A 19,385-nucleotide genomic window follows, 5' to 3' on the forward strand; every position below is an offset into this window, starting at 1 on the left:
CCTCGAATGCAGGAACCTCGCTCTGTCTTGAAAGCTAAACTGCGAACGTGATTAAGCCTTTTTCAGTGCCATTGGACTAAAGTCCTTTGTTACCCAAATTCCAAGCAAAGACTAAAGCTTTTACTACGAACTTCTTTATTCTCTGTATTTTCTTCCTATACGTTCTCCGCGATCAAAGCGGTTTGTTATAATTACGAATCAATCTCTAAGATTTTTCGTCCAATCCATTCGGCAATTCCTGGCACAACGGCATTACCAAGGAGTCTCCCTCGGCGACCGTCCATCCTGGAGGAAATCCCATCAGTTTTTCCCATTCTGTCCAAGTCAAGTTTCTCGCCACAGAGTATTGGTCTGTCTGAATGGCCTCCTTGATGTCCTCCAGTTTGGGCGCGTAACGTGGGGCAGACGCTTTTTGCCAAGGTATACCCGAAGCCGCCGCGACGTTGTACCACAAGCGGAGTGTCTCCGATAATGCCTTCACAAACACTCGATCGAGTTTCCTTCTCCCTCGATTTTCGCGCCGCAGAATCCCCAGACAATTCGCCGCTGTCAGTAAAGATTCTACAGGCACGTTGCGATCTAAAACTGGCAATAAAGAACACTCTGTCTCGGTCGTGAGGTAAGCCCGTATGTCGAGCGTTACACGATAGCCATCCCCCCAAATACCCGTGCGCTTCCAACGTGTCGATAACGACCTCAAGAGCGGTTCCTTGCTCTGCCGAGAGCAGCCCCGGCACATTTTCCAAGACCAACCACGCTGGCTGAATTTCTGCAACAAGTTCCATAAATTTGTAGAAAAGTCCGCTTCTTTCTCCTGAAAGTCCTTTTCTTTCTGTGTTGGCATTGCTAAGGTCTTGGCAGGGCCATCCTGCACACCATAAATCAGCGGCAGGGATAGTTGAATGTGTGAGGGTTCTGATGTCTTCATAAATCGGTACTTGAGGCCAGTGACGTTTTAATATTTGTTGGCAGTATTTATCTATTTCGCATTGAAATACGACATTCATTCCCGCTTTTTCAAATCCTAGATCGAAACCGCCAATACCTGAAAAAAATGACGCAACTCGCATTTTAATGATAGTTCTTTATTTACACAGATTGTAGACTTAATCAGTTTGATAGACGATTTTCGTCTACCAAGCTGCTACACCACAAGATATCATCCTCAATCGTAGTTTAAAAACATCTTTATCAGATGGGCGAAGCTAATATTAGTGGCTCGCGAATCAAGCAGGCTCGTGAAAAACTCGGATGGGGGCAGAGCGATCTAGCCGCAGCCATGGATGTAGACTTTCACATTAAGCTGGATCAGTCTGACATTTCAGAGATAGAGCGTCAGAAGCGTGGTGTTAAAGATTTTGAGTTAGATGCGATCGCGCGTCTGCTGCAAGTATCTCCAGAATGGCTTTTGCGAGGAGATGAGGCAAACTCCCATGAGTGAGATGGGGGCCAACCGCGAACAGTGGCTCGGAGACGCTTGCGCTGGCTTTGCAAGCACCAAGCCAGCCAATATAAATTATTACAGATTAATTTTAGAGACGCTTTGGCCTCCCGGTCACAGCATTCCAGGGCCAGTAGTTCCCCTATCACATTTACGTCAAGTTATTAACAATTTTAGAGGAGAACCTTACGCAGATACTCCTAGACGCATACGAGAGCTGCAAGGGGAAGAAGGATTTTTGGGAATAGTTAGATTTGGTAGCGGCAGCAAAACAAGATATCAGCTACTCAGCATTGAAATTAGTCCAAAACGGGAACAGAGAATCAAACTCAGTGAGGCTTTTTGGCAGAAAATTTTGATTAAATATCAAGATCACTGTGCAGTGTGTGGCAGACAACCGCCTCTTGTCAGATTAGATCGAGATCATAAATTCCGCGCTTGAGAGGAGGAGGAAATGAAGAAGATAATTGGCAACCATTATGTGCCGAATGCAATAACTTTAAAAGCACAGCCTGTCGAGGATGCCAACTTGAGTGTAAACAGTGCGCCTGGGCATTTCCTGAAACTTTTGCCCCAATTAAAATCTCGGCTTCTGACATCCAAAGAATTAAGGCACTTGCTATTCAACAAGGAATTAGCTCAGAAGCTTTGTTAAGGGAAATAATTGAAAGCTACTTTAACAGCAAAACTTAACTACCCTCCACTCCCACACCCCAAAATTCGTGAAGCGAAGCTATCCCGTAGGGAATCGCACCCTTTCGGCCAAGTTATTCCCCAAGACACTGGTCAGCCCGGTCAACAGCGCTATCCTAGTAGTTATATAGCCCTTAAACCCGATCGACCCGGAGGCCCCTTGTTTAGCCTAGTTCAAAACACTTCTCGCAAAGGAGAAATTCTAGAGGTCGTCTTCCGCAACGGTTGGGACTACATGAAAAGCCTCCTAACCGGCCGCAAAACCGACGCACCCAGTCTCCCAACTCCAGCAGTTCTCCGCAACATCCTCGTCGAATTAGGCCCAGTATTTGTCAAATTGGGACAATTGCTGAGCACCCGTCCCGACCTTTTACCCGCCACCTACATCGAAATCCTCTCCACGCTACAAGCGGAAGTACCCCCTGTACCGTGGTCGCAAGTAGAAGCAATCGTCCGCCAGGAACTCACACAATCTCTCGAAAATACCTTCGCTAAATTTAACACTCAGGCGATCGCCGCAGGTTCGATCGCGCAAACCCACAAAGCTACTTTAAAAGACGGCCGCGAAGTCGCCCTCAAAGTTCAGCGCCCCGGCATAGATATTGTCATCGAACAAGACATCGCCGTGCTCCGAGGTTTGGCAGAACTTGTCATGCTAACAGACTTCGGTCAACAATACGATATTGTCGCCCTAGCTGAAGAATTTGCGATCGCCCTGCGTGCAGAACTAGACTTCATTCAAGAAGCCAGCTACACAGACGAACTGCGCCGCAATTTATCTAAAAGTAAATGGTTTGACCCCACACAAGTTGTCCTACCAGAAATTAACTGGGAGTTGACTACAAAAAAACTCTTAGTAATGGAGTGGCTGAACGGAGTCCCCATTTTGTTAGGCGATTTGCAAGGAATTCGCCACCAAGGAGATGTAAATGCCGAACGTGAAGAAATTACAACCCTGCTTTGCCGCGTTTTCTTCCAGCAATTGTACATCGACGGATTCTTTCACGCCGACCCGCATCCCGGCAATTTATTTTATCTCAAAGATAGCCGGATAGCTTTGCTAGACTGCGGCATGGTCGGCAGATTAGACCCGCGAACTCAGCAAAATTTGACCGAAATGTTGCTGGCAATTGTCGATTTAGACGCTCAGCGCTGCGCTCAATTAACTTTAGAAATGGCAGAATTTGCTCAACCGAAAAGTTTAGCTGTTCTTGAAAACGATTTGGCTCGAATGCTCCGCAAGTATTACAATGTCAGCTTGTCGCAAATGAACTTGTCGGAAATTTTTTATGAGGTGCTGGAAATCACCCGCAAAAATAAAATTCGACTGCCCAGCAATCTCGGTTTGTATGCAAAAACTCTAGCTAATTTGGAAGGACTGGCGCGCTCTTTTAATCCCCGATTTAATATTGTAGAGCAGGTCAAACCGCTGATGACCGATATGTTTCGGCGTCAGTTATTAGGAGACGATCCGATCCAAGCTCTGCTGAGAACTGCCCTGGATCTCAAAAGCTTATCTTTGCAATCTCCGCGACAGGTGGAAGTGCTTTTAGACCGAGTTACTTCGGAAACTTTGAAGTGGAACTTGACCCTAAAAGAACTCGACCCCCTGCGTCGCACTCTGGGGGATTCTGCGAACAGACTTTCTTTTAGTATTGTCGTGGGTTCGCTGATTGTGGGGGCGGCAATTATTTCTTCTAACGCACAAACTCCTCAGCTATCTTTTCTGAGCACTGGTTTGTTTGGGGCGGCGAGTTTTTTGGGTTTGTGGTTAGTTATTAGCATTATGCGATCCGGGCGTTTGCGGAGTTAATTGTCAAGGAGAAATGGGCAAAATCAGGAGATATATAGCCTTTCTCAATTTTCGTGAGGTACGCGGGCGACAAATTCCAAATCCGATCGCCATTCGCAGAAAGATATTGAAATTATCTGCGTTAATCTGTGTTTATCTGCCTGACATCTGCGGTTTTCCTATCTACCGCACTGTTGCCGAGAAAGGCTATAGCATCCTCAACTATTAAGCAACATCTCTGACCTAAGATAGGCGATCGCCCGCAGCAGCTAAGTCTAAGCTAGAAATTGTTCCATGAATCTAATTGAGGAAAAAAAGATGAGTAGCGGTCACGCCAGCCATAAAGGCTCTTCCACAAAACCCAATACCAACACTAACGGTCAAATTACATCCCCTGAGGACCAACCCGCTGACCCGCTAAATCAAGAAACATCCGGTTATCCGTTCCATAACGAAGCAATGGAAAATCCTGTAGCCACCGCGAGGCCGGACGAAGAGGCTGAGTCTAGCGAAGAACAGCAATAGTTATATCGATTAAATTGGCATCGATATGCTATCTGCGACGCGGTTCATTACATTTTTAATAACAACTCAGGTTTGTACTAATTACATCTTGCACCTGTCCCAATAGTCCGGCAGAGATTGAAATCCCTGGCGGACTATTGGGGCAGGTTCAGTAGGGTGCGCATTGCGCACCCTACATAGAACCTGTTTAACATAAAATTCAAGTTAGGAATTATTGATAAATGAGCGAGATTAATCAACTATTTCAAAAAGACACATTGCCGGAATTGGGGTTAGTCTGCATTACAACATCCGATGCAGTTCGCTTTCGCACTGTCACGCGGAAGCGACTTTTACAGCTTTCGGAAACAGAACAAGAAACAGTATTGCGCGAGCTTTATACAGACAACTTAAAACGGCTTGACAAAGCGATCGACTTCTGTTCTGCTAATCAGATTAAGCTCTACCGGATGACTTCTGCACTGTTCCCTTTTGCAGATACAGATTTGGGGGAAGCAGTGCTACACTCCATGACTGAGGAATTGCGGAATACAGGCGATCGCGCAATTTCCCTCAACATCCGTTTGGTACTCCACCCCGATCAATTTGTCGTCCTCAGTTCCGACAAGCCTGATGTCGTTGAAAACAGCATTAAAATTCTCGCCACTCATGCTTTAATTTTAGATATGTTGGGACAGCCCCGATCGCCCTACGCACTGATGAACATTCACGGCGGTAAGAGCGATCGCACTTCGCAGCTCAAATCAGTCATCCGCGACTTACCCGAATCTATTCGATCGCGCTTAACCTTTGAAAACGACGAATACGCCTACAGTTCCTCAGAACTCTTAGAAGTTTGTCTCGATACCGGCGTACCGATGGTTTTTGACGCGCACCACCACGTCATTCACGAACATTTAGAAAGTTACGACGATCCAAACGTCGCCGAAATGCTCGCAGCAGCCCGCACTTCTTGGTCAATTCCTGAATGGCAATTAGTCCACATATCGAACGGAAAAGAATTTTTTGCAGATCCGCGCCACAGCGATTTGATTACAGAAATGCCGGAGTGCTATTATCAAGCTCCTTGGATTGAAGTAGAAGCTAAATTCAAAGAATTAGCTATTGAAAAATTGCGCACAGAATGGTTGTCTGCGAATGTTCCATAATTTAGAGCAATGTCTCGTAGGGGCGGGTTTTACAAACCATCTTTGCCTAAAACCAATATCTCGAAAACCCGCCCCCACCCAATGGTAAATCGCAATCTATAGCGGTTCTCAAAAAAGTGAGGTATGCCCTGTTTGGCCAATGCCCTGTTTGGCCAATGCCCAATGACCAGTCGTACCTCATCTTTCTGAGAAAGGCTATACCTCTTTGTTAATACAAACTAAAAACTATGTGCGGCAGATTCACTTTAACTACTTCAGGTCAAATCATCGCCGAATTCTTCAAACTGTCGGAAGTTCCCGACATCCAACCGCGATACAATATCGCCCCAACTCAATCAGTTGCCACAGTAACAGTTGAAAAAGAAAAAATGCAGCGACAGTTTCAATTTATGCGCTGGGGTTTGATTCCAAGTTGGGCAAAAGACATGAAAATGGGCAGCAAGATGATCAATGCGCGATCGGAAACTGTAGCGGAAAAACCTGCTTTTCGCAGCGCCATCAAGCACAGGCGATGTTTGATAGTCGCTGACGGTTTCTACGAATGGCAGCAGCAGGGAAAGAACAAACAGCCTTACTATTTTCAAAAGGCAGACGGCGAACCTTTTGCTTTTGCCGGTTTGTGGGAAAATTGGGAATCTCCAGAAAAAGAAAACATTGTATCTTGCAGTATCATTACTACCGAGGCTAACGAAACAGTGCAGCCGATGCACGATCGAATGCCGGTGATTCTCCCCGACAGCGATTGGGAACAGTGGCTAGATCCTGCTGTTAAAAATGCTCAGGAAGTTTTGCCCTTGTTAAAGCCGTATGCTTCCGAAGCTATGAAAGCAAAGGCGGTAAGTGCGATCGTCAACAGTCCAAGTAGAGACAGTCCCGAATGTATTAGCGATCGGCAATAAATCATTGCAGCGGACAAAACCGAGATAGTTTGAGTTATGATATAAAATGATGTTTGAGCTGTAGCTTTGGTTTTCTAAGGATCACTTTAACTCAGTTGTTATTTGCTCAAGCATTTTTTAAATCTTAACATCAGTTAGAAGACAAAAAATATGATCGGATACGTTACACTCGGTACCAACGATATTGAAAGTGCAGCAAAGTTTTATGATGCTTTGCTTGCTGAAATTGGCGCTCGACGATTCATGGAATTCGACGGATTTATCGCATGGAGTGTTTCTCCCGATGGACCAGCACTTGCTATTACAAAACCATTTGATGGTAACAGAGCAACTGTTGGCAATGGAGTAATGATAGCTCTTCAAGTTGACAGTCCCGAAAAAGTCAACTTAGTTTATAACAAAGCGATCGAACTTGGGGCTAAGGATGAAGGACCTGCGGGGCCAAGAGGCGTGTTGCCGGGGTTTTATGCGGGATATTTTCGCGATCTTGAGGGGAACAAGCTGAACGTGTTTTGTATGATGGGGCCAAACAGTTAAGAGAGAAAACCGCTAGTGTAAGGTGCGTCGCCACTCGTCAATCTACAAATTTCCTCGAATATCTGACAGCGACGCACCCTACAAAATCACAGAATTCTCAATCTATTTAAGCGCAACATGAGAAGACTAGAGCCAGAGGTAAAGCTGCTCGATTTCAGCCAAGAGAAAGCAACAGATTTTATGCTACCTCAGCCCGCTGTCCTGAAAAGTTCAGGATGGGATAAGATCTATTTTGAACACCATCAACAGCCGCAGTTTGACACGCCAGAGCATCAAGGTACATGGCACGTTATTGCTTATTGCCCTGCTTTTGAGGTGTCGGGAGAGCGATCGGGAGAACGATGGTTGGATGGTAAGCTGAAAACAGAAGCGCGGAATCAGGGAGACATTGCGGTGATTCCGGCGGGTATTTCCCAGCGCTGCAATTGGAATACTTTAGCTCAGTTTACCATTTTGGCGATCGCCCCTGCACTCTTGGAACAAGTCGCTCAAGATTTGGTAAATCCCGATCGCATTGAACTGATTCCTTATTACATGACAGAGCAAGATATCCTGATTCAAGGGATATTCGGCGCCTTGAGACAAGAATTAGAAGTTGGCAAAATCGGCGGTTATTTGCTGATTGATAGTCTCAAAACCGCATTAGCCATTCACCTGTTGCGGAATTATTGTACCGCGCCACCTCGGCTTTCTAGCTATACGGATGGATTATCTAAACCCAAGCTGCAACAGATAACGGAGTATATCAACGAACATCTTCATGAAGACATAAAGCTAATTAAACTTGCTGCGATCGCCCAAATCAGTCCTTATCACTTTTTACGTCTGTTCAAGCAAAGCATGGGCTTAACACCCCACCAGTATATCTTGCAGCGCCGCATCCAGAAAGCCAAGTACCTATTGCAAGAGAGCGAACTTAGTATCGCAGATATTGCTTTCCGGGTAGGATTTTGCGACCAAAGTCACTTGACTCGATGTTTCAAGCGCCTGCTGGGGATGACACCGAAACAATTCCTGCCCGGGCGATCGCAATAATCTACCAAAACTCCCGCAAGTTTTTTCTATATTTCTTGAGGGCGAGCTTCCTAAACTATTAGTAAGTTTTACGAGGTTTGCTTATGAATTCGATTAACATGACCTTTCCTCTGTGGGGTTTAGCAATTTTCATTTTCTGGACAATTGCTATGGTTATCCTTCTCCTCGCAGTCAGAATCAGGCACCTATCGGCGGGTGGATCGGTCAAAGATTTTGGGACACCAAACGATGAAAGCTTGCTGTGGCGACAATTTCGGGTTCAGTCAAATTTAGTAGAAAACCTGCCTTTATATCTGGGAGTTGTTTTCCTGCTTACAGTTCGGGGCGTATCTGGAACAGCGGTAGATTTGCTGATTGTTGCGTACATCGTGTTTCGGCTTCTACACTCAGTCATTCACATCGCTGGGATTAATCCAATATTTCGCCTTTTGTGCTTAGTGATTCAGTTAAGTTGCTTAGTCACCTTAACTGTGATGACTTTCTTCTAAAGGCAGAAGGTAGAAGGCAGAATTTTTGCTTCTTCCAACTGCCAACTGCTTTCCTATCAACTGACCAAGAACCAATGACTAATGACTAATCACTAATAGACATCTCCAATAATTACCAAAAACAGGGCGGAAACCCTAATAATTTCGTTCAAAAATCAGAATTTCTGGAGATGTCTAATGACTAAATTAACTCTCGTACATCCGCGCTTCAGCCGCCTCGGGATTTTCCTCGCAATACTCGTCAAAAGCCGTTTTCTCAAGCTTAATCGATCGCTGGTGAGAAGCCTCAGCCTGCATTTCCTCTACAATATCCCACGCTACCGCGCACTCTCTAGAGGTAGCGCCTTTCTCGGCACAGATAGTTCTGGCATCCGCGATCGCCTGTTCGATTTGTTCGTCAAATAAAATACTCTTCGGCTTCTCAAGAAAATCGCTTTTTGTCAAGATATCCGTGACCGAAATAATGCCCACTAGCTCGTCCTTAATCACCGGCGCCCGGCGGATGCGGGTATTCGCGAACAACCTAGCCACGTATTCCACGCCCAAGTCTGGATTCACCGTGATGCACGGTTTGGTCATAATCTCGAAGACGCGGACTTTTTTCGGGTCTACTCCGTAGGCTGCTACTTTATAGACAATATCCGTTTCCGTGACAATGCCGTAGGCGTCTTGTTCGTGGCGACGTTCCACAATTAAAGCGCGCAAACACAAATCGTTCATCATCGCCACCGCTTCAGCTACAGTTGCTGAACCGCGAATGGTAACAACATCTGTGGTCATAATATCTTGGGCTTTCATCATCATTTTTTATTCCTTCCCGCTGATAAAGTCTACTGCGTCCCGATTTGGGGCTGTCCATTTGATCTGCGATCGTCATTAGGACTTACCTTCAGAAACCGGGTTTCTACCAAAATGTTGGGTTTAGTAACGATAAATCCGGTTTGGCAACCAGGTTTCTGAGAAATCGTGCGATCGCAAACTAATCATAAAACCTTTAACGGCCTTCGGGATGACAAGTTGCCTGAAACAGCCCCTCGCTGCCCCGCAACCTGTGGAGTCCGCGAGTTACGGATCAGACGGGGCTAGCGTGCGATCCTCCAAGCAAGAGTTAAGTATTGGGACGATCGATCTTTGAACTGGTTGGGATCAGATTTTGCAGCCCGATTCTCAAAGAAGCAAAAGTTAACACAAACTAAGCAACTGCTTGCGCTCGCACAGATCCCCGCCTCTGATAAACTTGATGGCTGGGAGTGCAAAGAGCACAAGGCACGCATCAGCAGTTGGGAGGATCTAGTTCGTGGACAATGTAATCGGTTTAGAGATTATCGAAGTAGTTGAGCAGGCAGCCATCGCCTCCGCTCGCTTAATGGGCAAAGGCGAGAAAGATGAAGCCGACAGAGTGGCTGTAGAAGCCATGCGGGAGCGCATGAACAAAATTCATATGCGCGGCCGCATCGTGATCGGCGAAGGCGAACGCGATGACGCACCAATGCTTTACATCGGTGAACAAGTAGGTATTTGTACCCGCGAAGATGCCAAAGATGTCTGCAACATAGATGAATTGATCGAAATTGACATCGCTGTTGACCCCTGCGAAGGTACTAACCTGGTCGCTTACGGTCAAAACGGTTCGATGGCAGTTTTGGCAATCTCTGAAAAAGGTGGTTTGTTTGCGGCACCGGATTTCTACATGAACAAATTGGCTGCTCCTGCGGCTGCTAAGAATCATGTAGATATTCGCAAAACGCCGACTCAAAACCTCAAAATTATCTCTGATTGTCTCGGCCGCAGTATTGAAGATTTGGTGGTGGTGGTCATGGATCGCCCCCGACACAAAGATTTAATTAATGAAATTCGGCAAGCGGGTGCAAGAGTTCGACTGATCAGCGACGGCGACGTTTCGGCAGCGATTTCTTGCGCGTTTTCTGGTTCCAACATCCACGCACTTATGGGTATTGGCGCAGCACCCGAAGGTGTGATTTCCGCAGCAGCAATGCGCTGCTTGGGCGGTCACTTCCAAGGGCAGTTAATTTACGATCCGGCTGTTGTAAAAACTGGTTTGATCGGTGAAAGCAAAGAAAGCAATATCGCTCGACTTAAAGAGATGGGCATCACAGACCCAGACAAGATTTACAATGCTGAAGAGTTGGCATCTGGAGAAACAGTTCTGTTTGCAGCTTGCGGGATTACTCCCGGAACGCTGATGGATGGAGTTCGCTTCTTTGGCGGTGGCGCTCGCACTGAAAGTTTGGTAATTTCTTCTCAGTCGAAAACTGCTCGGTTTGTGGATACAATCCATATGTTTGACCAGCCGAAATCTTTGCAATTGAATTAGTGATTAGTTAGTGGTTAACAGTTAAATGTTAACAATTAACAGTTAACGGTTAACAGTCACCGATGATTAGCAATTAGCGATAAACTAAGAACTAATAACAGGTGACTGTTAACAACTAAGAAAGAAATAGTGACAAATCACAGATATGAATATTGCAGTCGTAGGTCTCAGCCACAAAACAGCGCCGGTCGAAGTTCGCGAAAAACTAAGCATTCCAGAACAGAAAGTTGAAGCGGCGATCGCCCAATTGCGCGGCTACCCGCACATTCAAGAGGTTGCCATCCTCAGCACTTGCAACCGCTTAGAGATTTATATTGTTACCAGCGAGTCGGAGCCTGGTGTACGAGAGGTTATTCAGTTCCTTTCAGAATGCAGTAAAGTTCCTTTGCAGTCTTTGCGCCCTCACCTGTTTATTTTGCTGCACGAAGATGCGGTGATGCACTTGATGCGAGTGGCTTCTGGTCTCGACAGTTTGGTGCTCGGAGAAGGACAAATTTTGGCTCAGGTGAAACAAACTCACAAACTCGCCCAGCAGTACAAAGGTGTAGGCAGAATTTTAGAGCGCTTATTCAAGCAAGCTCTCACAGCAGGGAAGCGAGTTCGCACCGAAACTAGCATCGGTACCGGTGCAGTTTCTATCAGTTCGGCGGCGGCAGAATTGGCTCAAATGAAGGGTCAGCATTTAGCAAGCAGCAAAATTGCAATTATCGGTGCTGGCAAAATGTCGCGGCTTTTGGTGCAGCATTTGCTCTCAAAAGGAGCTAGCCATATTTCGATCGTTAATCGCTCTGTGCGTGGCGCCCTGGAGTTAGCCGGTCAGTTTAAAGATGCTGAATTGCACCTGTATCAGCTCTCGGAAATGATGCAGATAATTGCCAGTTCTGACTTGGTTTTTACCAGTACGGCAGCTACCGAGCCACTGTTAAATAAAGCTAAATTGGAATCGGTTTTAGACCCGAATCGCCCTTTAATGTTGGTGGATATTTCTGTGCCGCGCAACATTGACTCGGATGCGAACGAACTCGCTAATGTGCGATCGTTTAATGTGGACGACTTGAAAGCAGTGGTAGCTCAAAATCACGAAAGCCGCCGCAAAATGGCAATGGAAGCTCAGGGCTTGCTGGAACAGGAAGTAGAGGCTTTTGATCTCTGGTGGCGCAGTCTGGAAACAGTTCCTACTATTAGCTGTTTGCGGGATAAGATAGAATTGATTCGGGAACAAGAGTTAGAAAAAGCTTTATCGCGTCTTGGTTCGGAATTTTCCGAGAAACATCAAGATGTGATTGAATCTTTAACAAGGGGGATTGTGAATAAGATTTTGCACGATCCGATGGTACAGTTACGCGCTCAGCAGGATATTGAGGCGCGGCGGCAAGCGATGCAAACTTTGCAAACACTGTTTAATTTGGATGTGGATGTCAATCAGCAGTACAGCTAGCTGAAGTTTTTTCGATTCAAATTTTGATTCACATTCCGTTAATTGCACATTATATTTGTAGGGACTTAGGCATTTGTCCATTGCTGTCAACTTAGGATTAAACTCTCATTCAGACAGGGTTTCAATCGCTGATTCCAAGCTCAAGTCCTATTGCATAGGATTGAAGAACTGATTAGTTAATTACTCTTCATACCGAGGACTTTAGCTATTAGCCTAGGACTTACGTCTAAGAGTGATATTTCGGGTTAAGTTGACAGAGATGGGCAATGCACAGTCCCTACTTCTAGCTCATTGTTATGACTTTAAGAAGGCGAATTTATCAATTAATTTTATGGATTGTAGGGCTGTGGCTGGTTTTTGAGTTTGCCTCCCGCATGGCTGCAGAAATTCTCTGGTTTCAGGAAGTTGGATATCTTCAGGTTTTTCTCTTAAAGCTGAAAACTCAAGGGTTGCTGGGGACGATCGCAATTGCTGTTTCTTCTGTCTTTTTGCTCGGAAATTTGGCTTTAGCCCGCCGCCTGCAACATCCCGCAGAGGAAAGAAAATCACCGGTTGGAGGGGCGCTATTCGCTTCACTGAGGGCGAACAAAACGGGGAAGAATACCCAGAAGAATTACGAATTACCTATTGCTAAATCCCAAATTACCTTTTCCTGGCTGCTGTTAGCAATATTCGGATTGAGTTCGATCGTAACTGTGACAGTAATTCACTGCGGGCTGTTAGCTGCAAGCAGCATCACCTATTTCGGTATAACTGACAATTTACCTCCACCGCCCGTGCAGTTGGGAATTGAGTCAATCAAGCAAATAGTGATCCAGCTATTTTCTCACTGGTGGCAGTTGGGCTTGCTGTTGGGGACAATGTTAGCTGTGGTAATTAAGCCGAATTTTTGGCTGCGGGCGATCGCCCTTTTTCTCAGTTTGGCGATCGGACTTATTGCCGCCAGTCGCTGGACAAATGTTTTACAATATTTTCACCCTATTAATTTTAACACAACCGACCCTCTTTTCAATCAAAATATTGGCTTTTATGTATTTATTTTCCCCATCTTAGATTTGCTAGGATTCGGTCTGACAGTTGTATTTTTGTACAGTTTAGTATCTTGTTCTTTAACATATTTGCTGTCAGGAAATAGCCTGAGTCAAGGGAGCTTTTTGGGGTTTTCTCGATCGCAGCAGCGGCACTTGTACGGGTTGGGTGCAGCTTTAATGCTCGCCGTTGCATTCCGCTACTGGCTGGGGCGCTACGCATTGCTGTATGCGCGGGGAGACGTTACTTACGGGGCGAATTATGCTGACGTGACGGTGCGGCTACCCGTCTATGGATTTTTGAGTATTTTGGCAGGGGCGATCGCACTTTTGATGCTGTGGCAGGTTTACCAATTCAAAATTAAAAATGAACTACTAAAAAAAATTATTTTAGCATGGGTGACTTTAAATCTTGTGGGAGGTTTGCTGCTGCCACAAATTGTGCAGCAACTCATAGTTCAACCTAACGAACTAGCACGAGAACAGCCGTTCATTCAGCGCAGCATTGCCTTTACTAAAGAAGCCTTTGATCTCAACACAATCGAAATAAAAACATTCGATCCCGTAGGAAAACTTACTTATGCCGACTTAGAAAAAAATCAACTTACTATTAGCAACATCCGCCTGTGGGACAAGCGACCGCTGCTGCAAACCACCCGACAGTTACAGCAAATCAGACCATATTATACATTTCCTGATGCTGATATCGATCGCTACACAATCAAAAATGAAAAAGCACAAAAGGGAGATTCGGAAAGCCAACAAGTGTTTCTGGCAGCGCGGGAATTAGATTACACAGCAGTTGCCCCCGATGCTCAAACTTGGGTGAACGAACACCTAGTTTACACTCACGGTTACGGCTTTACTCTTTCTCCCGTAAACAGAGTCGGTGTCGGCGGTTTACCCGATTATTTTGTCAAAGATATTGGAGTTGCAGCCCAGGAAGGACAGACTGCTTTGGAAGTCACTAGCGATCGAGTTCGGGTCAGTATTCCGATCGGCTACCCGCGAATTTACTACGGCGAAATCACCGATACAGACGCGATGGCGCCCACAAAAGTCCAAGAATTCGACTATCCTAGCGGGGAAGAAAATGTTTACAATACTTACAGCGGTAGGGGCGGAATTGCGATCGGTTCTATGTGGCGGCGCTGGCTGTTTGCTAATTATCTCAAAAATTGGCAAATGGCGCTGACGCGCAATTTTACGCCAGACACTAAATTGCTGTACCGCCGAAATATCAACAAAAGAGTCCGGGCGATAGCTCCTTTTTTGCGCTACGATTCTGACCCGTATTTAGTAGCCGCAAACGCCAATCTTAGCAATGATGATATAGAAAAAGAAAATGAGGGAAGTGGCAACGAGATTAAACCTTCACCCTCGGCTACTGAGCAATCTCCCAACTATCTTTACTGGATTATCGATGCCTATACAGCGAGCGATAGCTATCCCTATTCTGACCCCGGAAAGCATGAATTTAACTACATCCGTAACTCGGTCAAAGTAGTAATTGATGCCTACAACGGGTCTGTTGACTTCTACGTAGCCTATCCCTCCGATCCAATTATCAACAGTTGGATGGCTATCTTTCCCGGACTCTTCAAACCCCTTGACCAAATGCCTCCGGCTCTCCGCACACATATCCGATATCCAGTTGATTTGTTGAGCATTCAATCAGAACGCTTGCTAACTTATCACATGGAAGACCCGCAAGTATTTTACAATCGGGAGGATTTGTGGCGAGTTCCCCGTGAAATTTATGGCAGCGAACAGCAGCCCGTAGCACCGTATTATTTGATTATGAAGCTGCCAACGGAAACAGAAGAAGAATTTATTTTGCTGCTCCCATTTACACCAGTAAGTCGCAACAATTTAATTGCTTGGATTGCAGGGCGCTCGGATGGTGGCAATTACGGAAAATTGCTGCTGTATCTGTTTCCCAAACAGCGATTAGTTTATGGCCCGGAACAAATTGAAGCTTTAATTAACCAAGATCCAGTTATTTCCGAACAAATTTCTCTCTGGAATCGCGAGGGATCAAAAGCGATTCAAGGAAATTTATTAGTAATTCCCATTGAACAATCGTTGTTGTACGTTGAACCTCTTTACTTAGAAGCTGCTCGCAATAGTTTACCCACTTTAGTCAGAGTTATTGCTGTCTACGAAAACCGCATCGTCATGGCAGAAAATCTCGACTTAGCACTCAAGGCACTTTTTCAACAACAATCTACTACTAAACCGGTCATTATTCGACCTGTAGAAGGAACAGCACCAGCTTTAAATAGTGAATGATATCAATTCCGGTTACACTCCTCATGATTGTTGACTGTTAACTCTGGAGCGAAAAAGTGAATGGTTGAGTGTTAAGTGTTGACTGGATTTTATTATTCCGAGGCCAGCGAAAAAGATATAAATTACTGCGATTTCTGTTCGCTAGCTGCCTTAATATCCTGCCACCAAACATAGACATACGGCCACATCAATCTTTCGCCTCCTCCAGAATCTAGTTTCACTCTCACCTCATAACGGTCAATATGCGTGAGTTCGCCAGTTTTGCCATTCAAGTGCAATTGCTGGGGATTGTCGGTGATAATTTCTACCCTTTGATTCAACAGCGGCAGCATCTGGGTAGAAGAACCATGAAACGGATTTTTGCCTTTGATCACATAACCACCAATCAAAGATAAATACATTGAAGCGAGGAAAAATACAGTACAGAAACCCACAATGACCAGTGTTTTTTTTTGTGAAAAACTGGTATAAACGCTCACATATCCTACGCTCATAGTTCCAAAAAACAACAAATTTGGCAGGTACAGCCCATCTTCCAGAAACACGCTCCCAAAAAACATGAGGGCTACCTGAAAACTAAATAATGCAGCCACCCAACTCCAGCCAGTTAGCAACGATGCAGATAGTAGCCAATTCATTGCAACAGTAAGGGCGATCGCCATTGCTATTGCCCCAAGTGGTGCTGCATAATCGTACTGTCTGAAGGGAAGAAGAACAAAAAAGACTAAAGCATAAGCAAAACCCGCCAAAGCTAGTGCTAATCCACTAATTATTTCGTTCCCGTTCAGCATAGTCAAAAGAGTTGCATTGTCGATCACTTAGGATCGATCGACTTAACAAATTGTTGCACAGGCTGTGGTAGAGCCGGCACAAAAGTCTTTCTAAAACCCCTAACATCGAACACTCGCCACAAAATACCTACCGCTACCGTCAAGAAAAATAACGCTCCCAAAAAATTGAACACAGTAGAGAGAAAACCGCTGTCCCTTTTTTTCGGAGGTGTAATATGTTTCATGCGATATACAGCCGGCTCGTAATCTCTCGACTCCTCGCGACTGCGCCGAGGCGTTTTGGGGCGCGAACTCGCACTGCGCTTCTGGGTCAAACCCGTTTTATTAGTTTTAGTAAAACTGCTGGCCGACTTCAATTCAGAAGCGCCGCGGGTTCCCGTTAACTTGCTAACAGAAGCCCCCGTTTGGCCAACAGCAGCATCCTGAATTCTGCTGTTAGGGCGCTGAGTAGATTTGCGTTCGGCGAGGGTACGCATCAAACTTTGCAATTGCTGAGTCGCCGCCGGCGGGCGTTCCCCTTTCCTCGCCCAATTTAACAGCATCGCCCCGGTAATCCCGCAGAGATTCGTAGCGCCTACAGAAGCCAGCCGCTTCAGCAGAGGCTGGCTGTTGGACACAAAAATCACCAATGCCTCCGGGTGTTCGGTCGCCAAACCGTAAACGCACTGAGCCGTCGCCACTACCAGCATTGCTGGCTTGCTTTGATTTTTGATCGAAGGTTCCAGAGCTCGGTGTGTTTCCTGAGCGTCAGTTGCAATCCAGCCGCTGTCGGCAAAAAAGCGCATAAACTCTCTAGCTACTTGCTCTTGAGCTTTTTCCACCGCTTGCCCTGTCAGACGATCTATTTCGTCGTACACTACTTCCGGGATATAGCAAGTTCCCACCTTGGCATATTCTTGCCACACTTGAGTTCTGCCAGTCATTAAAACATCTGCATCAAAAGTTACCAATACAGGAGGAAGTTGATTAGCCATGACTTTATCCTATAGGCTCAGATAAGTTATTTAAACTTAATCGATCAAGTTTAAACAAATTTTGGGATATAAAAAAATCAACTTTTGGTAGTAGATAAATTGCCCTGGGCGGGGGTTTTAATTGGAAATTAGTAGTTAGGAACCCGATCGCCCTTCAGTTGCCAGTTCGATCGCTCAATTCCTATATTCCACTAATTTACCGCAACCCAAGGGCCTATTACCAAAGCCACGCTGCTACTGTTAGTTCCCGATTCCCAGACGGCCAGCCAAAGCCGGAGTCAACGGCAACAGGGCAGCAATCATCAAGAACAAAGCTAGCAAACCCAAAGCCGCGCGAGCGTCGTCAGGCTCAGTCAGCTCGTTGAGGCTCGGCCGCTCCAGATTCCGCTGTAAAATCAGAATCACGATCGCCCAATACAGAGCCAAAGGATTAACTAAAGAAACGATCGCCAGCACCACAAAAGTCGCCAAAGTAGTGCGACTGGCTATTTTCCGACCGTAGATGGCTTGCACGATTCTACCCCCGTCCAACTGTCCCGCCGGCATCAAATTAATCGCCGTTATTACCAAGCCCAACCAACCGATAACTACCAGCGGGTGAACGTCAACAATCTGCTGCTGCAACCCCGAACCCAAAACCACTTTTGCCAAAGTTCCCACCAAAACCGAGCCCTTGAAAAATTCTGCGGGAATTTGAAACAAACTGCCGGGGTGAGACAGCAGCAAACCCGTTACCAGCATTAGCACAGAAACTATTCCCCCAGCCGCTGACCCCGCAAAAGCGATGTCAAACAAAACTTTACGGTTGGGCAGCAGCGACTCAAAACGGTCGATCGCTCCAAAACAACCTATCTGCAAAGTTGGTATAAAAAACGGCCAACTCAAGCCAACCTTGTACCGATTTGCCAGCACTCGGCGAGCAATTTCCCCAGAGCCTAAAACCGCCCAAATTCCGGCTGCAATTGGCAGAACTTCTAGATATCTAGCCGGCGAGTTAAAGAAATCGAAACCCAGCAGTAAACCGCCTGTCTCTAAGCTAGTAGCAATTGTTGCCAGCAGCAGCACGACTGCTAGGATTTTTTGAGACACGGTTGTTGGCTGCGGGTCATTGGTGCTGGGCAAAATAATAACTACGGGCTTGTCGTCCTGATTTTCTACTAAAAATAGGCGGTAGCGAGCGTTTAATTTTTCTTCCAAACTTGCCGTCAAACGTGAGTGTACTTGTTCTGGGTCTCCCCGGAGATTGCCTTTGAGAATTACCCCATCTTGATAGGGAATTGTTTCTGTGGCAAAGAAAGTATCAATTCCAAAGATGCCTTTAATTGTTTTGAGGTCTTCAACTGGAACGGGAATTATTTCTGATTCCTTATTCGCAGGCGAAGATGTCACGATCTTAATGGTTTCTGGGCCTGGTGTTCCCTGCGAGTCTGGGGCGGAGAAAGCATCGCTTTGGGACTTTACCTCAGCAGCATCCGGCCGCGGCAGCACTGCATCCGATGCAGCCTTACGCAATTGCCGGCCCAGATAAATGTATAATCCCGTGGATGCCACCAGCAGCAACAATACCGCAACTAGATTGAGGTAAATTCCGGCGGCGAACAAACCAAAGAACAGCAGCCAGGGACTCATTAACGCAACAGATTGCAACCAAGCCAAAATTCCCAGTTTGCCAAAAGGTCTGGCGCGATAAAATCCCCAACCCAGAATTCCCAGAGCAACCAATACGAGCGCAATTGTTGCCGTATTTTCCGATGCAACTATAGGCATTCCGGTTGCTTGCGCCAATAGGGGCTTTAATCGGTCGATCGCGCTGCGGTCGAGTAATAGCATTAAATTTTGGGGAATATGAAATAGAGTTGTTGGGAACATATCCAAACCTATCGGAAACTAGCCTGATTACTAAGGATAACCCCTGAGGGCTACTCGGCCCAAAACCTGCTGCTGGTGCTGTTTGAACATCACAGGATCT

18 protein-coding genes are annotated in these 19,385 nt (G+C 45.9%); 13 read left to right on the plus strand and 5 right to left on the minus strand.

Annotated elements, in window-relative coordinates; translation table 11 throughout:
• Positions 1–191: 191 nt before the first annotated feature.
• Positions 192–1,070: a DNA (cytosine-5-)-methyltransferase gene (locus QUB77_RS10630; protein WP_333180112.1), complete on the minus strand. Its 879-nt coding sequence runs from the start codon at positions 1,068–1,070 to the stop codon at positions 192–194.
• A 125-nt stretch (positions 1,071–1,195) separates the two neighbouring features.
• On the opposite strand from QUB77_RS10630, the gene QUB77_RS10635 reads away from it, so the two are divergent.
• The 10 genes from QUB77_RS10635 to QUB77_RS10680 all read left to right on the plus strand — a co-directional run bounded on the left by QUB77_RS10635 (position 1,196) and on the right by QUB77_RS10680 (position 8,558).
• Positions 1,196–1,441 carry a helix-turn-helix transcriptional regulator gene (locus QUB77_RS10635; RefSeq protein ID WP_333180115.1) on the plus strand — a complete coding sequence of 82 codons (246 nt, stop codon included), beginning with the start codon at positions 1,196–1,198 and terminating at the stop codon, positions 1,439–1,441.
• Complete coding sequence (locus QUB77_RS10640) at positions 1,434–1,883, plus strand: hypothetical protein (RefSeq protein WP_333180118.1); 450 nt, start codon at positions 1,434–1,436, stop codon at positions 1,881–1,883. The genes QUB77_RS10635 and QUB77_RS10640 overlap by 8 nt, the downstream gene beginning before the upstream one ends.
• Positions 1,880–2,134, plus strand: coding sequence for a hypothetical protein (locus QUB77_RS10645; RefSeq protein WP_445251778.1), 255 nt, complete (start codon positions 1,880–1,882; stop codon positions 2,132–2,134). The genes QUB77_RS10640 and QUB77_RS10645 overlap by 4 nt, the downstream gene beginning before the upstream one ends.
• Positions 2,135–2,294: 160 nt before the next feature.
• Complete coding sequence (locus tag QUB77_RS10650) at positions 2,295–3,947, plus strand: AarF/ABC1/UbiB kinase family protein (protein ID WP_333180203.1); 1,653 nt, start codon at positions 2,295–2,297, stop codon at positions 3,945–3,947.
• 273 nt (positions 3,948–4,220) lie between these two features.
• Positions 4,221–4,451 carry a hypothetical protein gene (locus tag QUB77_RS10655; RefSeq protein ID WP_333180123.1) on the plus strand — a complete coding sequence of 77 codons (231 nt, stop codon included), beginning with the start codon at positions 4,221–4,223 and terminating at the stop codon, positions 4,449–4,451.
• A gap of 221 nt (positions 4,452–4,672) precedes the next feature.
• Complete coding sequence (gene uvsE / locus QUB77_RS10660; RefSeq protein ID WP_333180126.1) at positions 4,673–5,599, plus strand: UV DNA damage repair endonuclease UvsE; 927 nt, start codon at positions 4,673–4,675, stop codon at positions 5,597–5,599.
• A gap of 227 nt (positions 5,600–5,826) precedes the next feature.
• Positions 5,827–6,498, plus strand: coding sequence for an SOS response-associated peptidase (locus QUB77_RS10665; RefSeq protein ID WP_333180129.1), 672 nt, complete (start codon positions 5,827–5,829; stop codon positions 6,496–6,498).
• A 150-nt stretch (positions 6,499–6,648) separates the two neighbouring features.
• Positions 6,649–7,035, plus strand: coding sequence for a VOC family protein (locus QUB77_RS10670; protein ID WP_333180132.1), 387 nt, complete (start codon positions 6,649–6,651; stop codon positions 7,033–7,035).
• Positions 7,036–7,152: 117 nt separating this feature from the next.
• A complete protein-coding gene (locus QUB77_RS10675; RefSeq protein WP_333180135.1) occupies positions 7,153–8,070 on the plus strand; it encodes an AraC family transcriptional regulator in 918 nt (305 codons plus the stop codon).
• A gap of 83 nt (positions 8,071–8,153) precedes the next feature.
• Positions 8,154–8,558, plus strand: coding sequence for an MAPEG family protein (locus QUB77_RS10680; RefSeq protein ID WP_333180137.1), 405 nt, complete (start codon positions 8,154–8,156; stop codon positions 8,556–8,558).
• A 186-nt stretch (positions 8,559–8,744) separates the two neighbouring features.
• Here QUB77_RS10680 and QUB77_RS10685 read toward each other — a convergent pair whose 3' ends face one another.
• Positions 8,745–9,362, minus strand: a complete 618-nt coding sequence (locus QUB77_RS10685) for a CP12 domain-containing protein (RefSeq protein ID WP_333180140.1) — start codon at positions 9,360–9,362, stop codon at positions 8,745–8,747.
• A 493-nt stretch (positions 9,363–9,855) separates the two neighbouring features.
• Between QUB77_RS10685 and glpX the strand changes: the two genes are divergently transcribed.
• From glpX to QUB77_RS10700, 3 genes are all read left to right on the plus strand, one after another.
• Entirely contained in the window at positions 9,856–10,893 is a 1,038-nt protein-coding gene (gene glpX, locus QUB77_RS10690) for a class II fructose-bisphosphatase (RefSeq protein WP_333065996.1), read from the plus strand.
• Positions 10,894–11,038: 145 nt separating this feature from the next.
• Positions 11,039–12,331 carry a glutamyl-tRNA reductase gene (locus tag QUB77_RS10695; protein ID WP_333074356.1) on the plus strand — a complete coding sequence of 431 codons (1,293 nt, stop codon included), beginning with the start codon at positions 11,039–11,041 and terminating at the stop codon, positions 12,329–12,331.
• A gap of 296 nt (positions 12,332–12,627) precedes the next feature.
• The gene (locus QUB77_RS10700; RefSeq protein ID WP_333180143.1) at positions 12,628–15,651 is read left to right on the plus strand and encodes a UPF0182 family protein; all 3,024 of its coding nucleotides are present in this window, start codon (positions 12,628–12,630) and stop codon (positions 15,649–15,651) included.
• 122 nt (positions 15,652–15,773) lie between these two features.
• Here QUB77_RS10700 and QUB77_RS10705 read toward each other — a convergent pair whose 3' ends face one another.
• From QUB77_RS10705 to QUB77_RS10715, 3 genes are all read right to left on the minus strand, one after another.
• Positions 15,774–16,442, minus strand: coding sequence for a hypothetical protein (locus tag QUB77_RS10705; RefSeq protein ID WP_333180146.1), 669 nt, complete (start codon positions 16,440–16,442; stop codon positions 15,774–15,776).
• A gap of 23 nt (positions 16,443–16,465) precedes the next feature.
• Positions 16,466–17,416 carry a hypothetical protein gene (locus tag QUB77_RS10710; RefSeq protein WP_333180149.1) on the minus strand — a complete coding sequence of 317 codons (951 nt, stop codon included), beginning with the start codon at positions 17,414–17,416 and terminating at the stop codon, positions 16,466–16,468.
• Positions 17,417–17,656: 240 nt separating this feature from the next.
• Positions 17,657–19,285: a site-2 protease family protein gene (locus QUB77_RS10715; RefSeq protein ID WP_333180151.1), complete on the minus strand. Its 1,629-nt coding sequence runs from the start codon at positions 19,283–19,285 to the stop codon at positions 17,657–17,659.
• Positions 19,286–19,385: the final 100 nt, after the last annotated feature.

Source organism: Microcoleus sp. AT9b-C3 (assembly GCF_036705485.1).
Lineage (GTDB): Bacteria > Cyanobacteriota > Cyanobacteriia > Cyanobacteriales > Microcoleaceae > Microcoleus.

What these genes read in the sequence shown, in the direction of transcription:
- QUB77_RS10630 (WP_333180112.1), bottom strand. Translation starts at nt 1,070, where the DNA reads ATGCGAGTTGCGTCATTTTTTTCAGGTATTGGCGGTTTCGATCTAGGA.
- QUB77_RS10635 (WP_333180115.1), top strand. Translation starts at nt 1,196, where the DNA reads ATGGGCGAAGCTAATATTAGTGGCTCGCGAATCAAGCAGGCTCGTGAA.
- QUB77_RS10640 (WP_333180118.1), top strand. Translation starts at nt 1,434, where the DNA reads ATGAGTGAGATGGGGGCCAACCGCGAACAGTGGCTCGGAGACGCTTGC.
- QUB77_RS10655 (WP_333180123.1), top strand. Translation starts at nt 4,221, where the DNA reads ATGAATCTAATTGAGGAAAAAAAGATGAGTAGCGGTCACGCCAGCCAT.
- uvsE (WP_333180126.1), top strand. Translation starts at nt 4,673, where the DNA reads ATGAGCGAGATTAATCAACTATTTCAAAAAGACACATTGCCGGAATTG.
- QUB77_RS10665 (WP_333180129.1), top strand. Translation starts at nt 5,827, where the DNA reads ATGTGCGGCAGATTCACTTTAACTACTTCAGGTCAAATCATCGCCGAA.
- QUB77_RS10670 (WP_333180132.1), top strand. Translation starts at nt 6,649, where the DNA reads ATGATCGGATACGTTACACTCGGTACCAACGATATTGAAAGTGCAGCA.
- QUB77_RS10675 (WP_333180135.1), top strand. Translation starts at nt 7,153, where the DNA reads ATGAGAAGACTAGAGCCAGAGGTAAAGCTGCTCGATTTCAGCCAAGAG.
- QUB77_RS10680 (WP_333180137.1), top strand. Translation starts at nt 8,154, where the DNA reads ATGAATTCGATTAACATGACCTTTCCTCTGTGGGGTTTAGCAATTTTC.
- QUB77_RS10685 (WP_333180140.1), bottom strand. Translation starts at nt 9,362, where the DNA reads ATGATGATGAAAGCCCAAGATATTATGACCACAGATGTTGTTACCATT.
- QUB77_RS10695 (WP_333074356.1), top strand. Translation starts at nt 11,039, where the DNA reads ATGAATATTGCAGTCGTAGGTCTCAGCCACAAAACAGCGCCGGTCGAA.
- QUB77_RS10700 (WP_333180143.1), top strand. Translation starts at nt 12,628, where the DNA reads ATGACTTTAAGAAGGCGAATTTATCAATTAATTTTATGGATTGTAGGG.
- QUB77_RS10705 (WP_333180146.1), bottom strand. Translation starts at nt 16,442, where the DNA reads ATGCTGAACGGGAACGAAATAATTAGTGGATTAGCACTAGCTTTGGCG.
- QUB77_RS10710 (WP_333180149.1), bottom strand. Translation starts at nt 17,416, where the DNA reads ATGGCTAATCAACTTCCTCCTGTATTGGTAACTTTTGATGCAGATGTT.
- QUB77_RS10715 (WP_333180151.1), bottom strand. Translation starts at nt 19,285, where the DNA reads ATGTTCCCAACAACTCTATTTCATATTCCCCAAAATTTAATGCTATTA.